The sequence below is a fragment of the uncultured Capnocytophaga sp. genome (assembly GCF_938029845.1).
Lineage (GTDB): Bacteria > Bacteroidota > Bacteroidia > Flavobacteriales > Flavobacteriaceae > Capnocytophaga.
In genome coordinates this window covers 1-5,169 of sequence record NZ_CALHGG010000040.1, presented here as the reverse complement: position 1 = coordinate 5,169, position 5,169 = coordinate 1, and the positions used below count along the sequence as shown (strand labels likewise).

Annotated in this window: 6 protein-coding genes and 1 pseudogene; 6 read left to right on the top strand and 1 reads right to left on the bottom strand. The window is 40.4% G+C overall.

Annotated elements, in window-relative coordinates:
* Window positions 1–234, top strand: a pseudogene (locus Q0625_RS03070) (hypothetical protein); the annotation flags it as partial.
* Window positions 235–585: 351 nt separating this feature from the next.
* On the opposite strand, the gene Q0625_RS03065 reads toward Q0625_RS03070, so the two are convergent.
* The gene (locus Q0625_RS03065; protein WP_298823428.1) at window positions 586–1,668 is read right to left on the bottom strand and encodes a DUF4434 domain-containing protein; all 1,083 of its coding nucleotides are present in this window, start codon (window positions 1,666–1,668) and stop codon (window positions 586–588) included.
* Between the two features lie 391 nt (window positions 1,669–2,059).
* Here Q0625_RS03065 and Q0625_RS03060 point away from each other — a divergent pair, with 391 nt between their 5' ends.
* The 5 genes from Q0625_RS03060 to Q0625_RS03040 form a co-directional block, all read left to right on the top strand.
* Complete coding sequence (locus tag Q0625_RS03060) at window positions 2,060–2,854, top strand: hypothetical protein (protein ID WP_298823427.1); 795 nt, start codon at window positions 2,060–2,062, stop codon at window positions 2,852–2,854.
* 13 nt (window positions 2,855–2,867) lie between these two features.
* Window positions 2,868–3,560, top strand: coding sequence for a peptide chain release factor H (gene prfH, locus Q0625_RS03055; protein WP_298823426.1), 693 nt, complete (start codon window positions 2,868–2,870; stop codon window positions 3,558–3,560).
* Window positions 3,561–3,619: 59 nt separating this feature from the next.
* Window positions 3,620–4,324, top strand: a complete 705-nt coding sequence (locus tag Q0625_RS03050) for a hypothetical protein (RefSeq protein WP_298823425.1) — start codon at window positions 3,620–3,622, stop codon at window positions 4,322–4,324.
* A gap of 53 nt (window positions 4,325–4,377) precedes the next feature.
* Window positions 4,378–4,833, top strand: a complete 456-nt coding sequence (locus Q0625_RS03045) for a hypothetical protein (protein WP_298823424.1) — start codon at window positions 4,378–4,380, stop codon at window positions 4,831–4,833.
* 11 nt (window positions 4,834–4,844) lie between these two features.
* Window positions 4,845–5,169 (top strand): hypothetical protein (locus Q0625_RS03040; protein WP_298823423.1); only part of this gene is annotated, 325 nt, incomplete at its 3' end.

Sequence of the window (5,169 nt, the reverse complement as noted above, 5' to 3'; positions counted from 1 at the left end):
AAAGAATTTCAGCTCTTTTGTCAAGTACCTTATTATTTTTTGTCGTGTATTAAAATTTTCTTTATAAATAAGGCAGGAGATCTACATGCTATTTCAGGGACATTTACAGGGGATGCCATAGAAGGATTCCAAGAGACAGACTATGTTAAGGTGGGTACTGACACTTCTCCAGTAGGTACTGTACGTGTTCTTAAAAGCAAGGATGGTCGTGCTGAAAAGATACAAGGATTTTAATGAGCTAATTTAGCTAATTAACAAATTAAAACTTCCCTTTACCTCTGGTAAAAGGAAGTTTTTTTGTTGTCACTTACTATGATCATAACTCTTTCAGAGCAGTTTTCATAGTTTGGTCATAGATACATTTTTATAGGATTATGCCTCCTTGTAAGCCTTAAACTGGTTGTAGAGCTTTTCTTTTTCACTACGATGAGTCTTGCGAAGATCCATTTTTCTTATATAAGGACATAAGGTGGTAGTAGTCTGTGATGAAAGGGCTTAAAGACCTTGACTTGTTGATAGTTGTCCTTATAGAAATCCTTATGAGCCAAGGATGGTTTTTTCTTGAGAGTTTGTGTTATATTTACTTTATTTTTGATTCAGCCATTTTTTGTATGCCTCTCTAAGGGCTTGTGCTTGCGCCTTGTGAGGGCTGAGAGTACTCATATCGTCATAATATTGGAAGGAGACAGCTTTACTTACCTTGGGCAGCGCTGTTTCTATAGTGAGCTGTTGGCTTACTCTATCAAAAGAAGCAGGGGTAAAAGGATATTCCCCTGTAGGAGAATAGAAGGTTTCCAAGTCTGTCCAAAAAGCCCCCTTGTAGTTTTTGTTTTCCTCAAAAAGCCCTTTCTGTGCACTCTGGTAATAAGTGCCTAATTGGTCAAGTGTTACGTGCTTGGCTCCTACACCATCTTGTAACATGATGATTTGCAGGTGGCTCTTAGCCAATTCTGCCATGAAGTGCTGGAGCTGAGTGGGGGAGGTAAGGGAGCTGTTCCAAAAAGCAGCAATGGAAACAGGCTTGTGATCCCAGTGATGGACTGCATCGGCGATGGGGTTTATAAAAACTTCCCTGAAGAGAGCTATTTTTTCATCAGAACCATAGGCATACGGCTCAGGTTCATGAGGGATATACCATCCCTTGAAAGCAGGATGATTACCAAACTGGCTATGGAGTTCTTCGGCTAAGGCAATACAGCGTTCGGCATTAAGCACAAGCCAAGCCCTATCCGCCTGATGCTGCCAATAAGAATCGTCAAAGTGGAGTCCTATATGTACTTCTATCCCTTGTTTTTGTGCAGCCTCAAGCAGCCGTGCTAAGGTAAGGCGGCTCTTCTCAGTGGTGAAAGTATTGGCTGAATCGAACCAAGTAATGTCGTTATATGCATTCTTGAAAGCAGTATATTGCACGATGAGGGTATGGATTTTTAGCTCCTTGAGTTCGGCGAAGTACTGTTCCCATTGGGAAGAAGACCAGTCGTCTTTGCCAAAGAGCTGGAGGAAAGTTCCTGTAAGGAAAGTCTCCTTAGTGGACGGCTGTTTTTCTTTAGAGGAGGGGGCACTCTCTTCTTTCTTGTTAGGAGGGGTCTGCTCGTTCGAAGTAGTTTTGTTACAAGCTGTTAGCAGTAGTAAGCTGCTAAGAATAAAGGATAAAAAATGCGTTTTCATAGAGTGCAAAAATAAGGATTAATTTTTAATGTTCAGTATGTAATAACAGAAATGGTTTTGTTAATTATTTGTTATTTATTATTTGTTGTTCGTTATTAGTCACTACCTTTGCCCCCGATTTCAAACAATTATTGTTTAACCTTAATAAAAATAGCAGAAGAAATGAAATATATCAAGTTACATATTACCATAGAATTACCTTTGCAAAGGTAACGCTTCGTGGCATATTAGCTTGATGTAGCATTACTCTATCATATAACAAAAGCCCGAAGCGACAGCTTCGGGCTTTTTGTTTGTCCTTCTCTCAAAAATCCCAAGCAAATATCAATTTAATTATTAATTGTAGTTGGTTAGTCGATAACAGACTACTGACTACTAAAAACTGATTAGCATGGGAAATCTATATATTACCCCCGAAGGAGTCTCTCGCCTGCGCAATTTGCGTTCTCGCAAACGTATTGTTCGAGAAGACTACGAGAAGTTTTTGCGCGAATGCTGTGATCGCCACGCTGAACTAGAAAAACAGAGACGAACCCTGCCGCTTGTACCACTTGAAAAACCTTACCAAAAGGGCTATGTGCGTTTCTTTGTGGTTCGTGATGATGTAAAACGCAGTAAATTGGGAGATTTTTTTGAGAATCTTTTGGCTAAAATCAATACTTATCAATACGCTGATAACCGCAAATTCCAAAAAAAGAAAAAACGCAGAGGTAAGCGCATCTATCTTCCTAGAAAACAGGAATTATTATCATTTAGACAATGGGAGTGGGTGGATGCGATAGAAAAGGGCAAACTGGTAGCAGAAGAATGTAAATATTTTATGAAAGTGGAGCGTTATAATTCTGTTTGTAAGCGTTTTGAAATTTATTATGAATTTGCTGAGCCTTGGCGTTTTGAACTACGCGTAAAGCCTAATATGATCACCCACTACCGTCCGGTAGATATAGCCATAGAGCGAGAACTCGCCGAGCTTGATAAGATCATAAGTGACTATAAGAACTGGGGGATTATCCATAGCAAAATCTATGGAGGCAGTTATTCGTGGAGGCGATACCAAAAGCGCTATGAACCTAAGGAAAAGTACAAGCGTACCCCGCTGAAAGAAATAGCAGCCCTTAGGTATCACACCTCAGCAATGGAAATTGGGGAGATGCTTTTAGAGTGCAAGCCGTATGTGCAACTATAAACAAAAAGAAAAAATGGAAGAAAAAATCATACAAATCACCGCAGGACGCGGTCCTTTAGAATGCCAATGGGTAGTGGCGAAAGTACTGAAGACTTTCCTGCAAGAAGCTACTCAAGCAGGCATCAGCTATACCATTCTCAGCCGAGAGGAAGGCGATGCCAATCTCACTGTCAAATCCGTTACCCTGCAACTCAAAGGCAAGGAGTTAGCGCCGTTTTTGAAAAGTTGGCTTGGCACCATGTGCTGGGTAGGCAAGAGCACCTTTCGCAAGTTTCACCAGCGCAGCAATTGGTATATAGGTGTTTTTCAGCTTGACCAACTGCAACGCCAGTCTTTCTCGGAGCGTGATGTACAGTTCCAAACCACTCGCTCGCAAGGCAATGGCGGACAGAATGTGAACAAGGTAAATTCAGCAGTACGCGCCACCCACCTACCTACGGGTATCAGCGTATTGGCACAGGATTCGCGTTCGCAACTGGATAATAAGAAACTCGCCCTTGCCCGCCTTAAAGAAAAACTCGCCGAAATGGAGCTTCAGCAACTTGCCGAGCAAGCACAGAACCATTGGAGTAACCACACCCAAGTGCAGCGTGGCAACCCTGTACGCACTTTCAAAGGTACCGATTTCAAAAGCACTTATGTAGAAAAGAGTTATAGAAAGGAACGTGCTGCTGGCAAAAGAGAAGTTAGGGAATTTATCAATTAGCCAATGAGTCGATTTGTCAATTAGCCAATGTTGTTAGACTAATAACCCTATTCATTACTATGGAAAAATACATACAAGAACTCTTATATAGTATCCCTCAAGAGGTTACTTATACTACCATTCCTAAAGAACTTCGCCTTGAAGATGTCCCACAAGAGCGCATCGACGGTTTACGCAAGTTACTTACCCACGAAGATGCCTTTATACAGCTATCTGCTGCTAAATTACTCTCTGCGTGGGCACTAGAAGAGGGGGATAAAGCATTGATACAACTATATGCTGAGGGAAGAACAAAGGGATATTTTGAACATTTTTTCAGTGGATATAACCCTGAAGATGAACATATTTTTTGGGCACCAGGAAGAATGTACCAAGATACCCATTTCAACCTTAGCATGCTCAATGGTTTGCCCATAGAGCAACTCAAAGTATGTGTAAATCCTGATGATGGAGGTGTTTTAATCGTCTATTTAAAAGCAGAAGGACAACCTATTTTTCATTTCTTTTTAGATGTGGGTATTGCTTTTTGTGAGTGTTGGAATGAGTATGAAGTAGATGAGGACGATGATGACTATCGCTTTGATGACCTTACGGAGGCTTGGCAACTCAAAGGCAAACATATTAGCGCTATTTTTGCCCAAGAAGTAGCTGGAAATAGTGAGATTACTTTTCTTTTGGAAGAAGGTGAAAAGCTCAGGCTCTACTATTGCCCCACAGAAGATAAGAGCTATTTCATTAAGGATAATGAGACAATGAGCCGATGAGTCAATTTGCTAATGATGCAATTTGGCGAAATTGAGTAAAAACTAAAAGCAATATGATCAGAACAATTATTTTTGAAAAAGAAGAGGGTATATCCTCTACAATTAGTGATATATTGATTCCGAGTTTGGGAGTAACACTGCCTATATGGATATATAATGAAGCAGGAGAAGCAGGTTTCTTTTCGCCTAAACAAGAAGTTGCCTTTGAACAGTTCTTTTATCACAATTCCTATCGGGAACAACTGAAAGAGCAATTGCGGAACTTTTACGAAGAGTTGGTTAACGAAGGAGAGCTGGAGCGAAAGAATACACACCATTTTGAGCTTGATTTTGAATTTGTAGCTATCCCCAGTCAGTGTAAGACCTCTAAAAACATTGTTTATGTAGGAGCTTTTACCAATTGGGATAGAGAAGATAGTGAATTTCCTTTGGAGGTAGAAATTTGTTTTGAAGATGGAGAAGTCATGTGGATAGATGAACTCCACGGTAATTATATTTTTCCACATTAAAAAATAAAGTTATGGAAGAACAGATACAAGAACTTTTAAATGGTATTCCCCAAGGAGTTACTTATACTACCTTTCCTGAAGAACTCGAACCAGAGGATATTTCTCAAGAACGCATTGACGGTCTTAAGAAACTGCTTACTCACGAAGATGTCTTTATTGAGCTTTGTGCTGCCCAACTGCTTTGTGCGTGGGGGATAGATGAAGGCTTTAAGGCTTTGATACAACTGTATGAAGCAGGAAAAACCGAAGGTTATTTTACGCATCGTTTGCGCGGTTATGATGGAACCGCTGAACAACTGCTTTGGGTACTGTTGTGTTATCAATCTACTAAAGAAG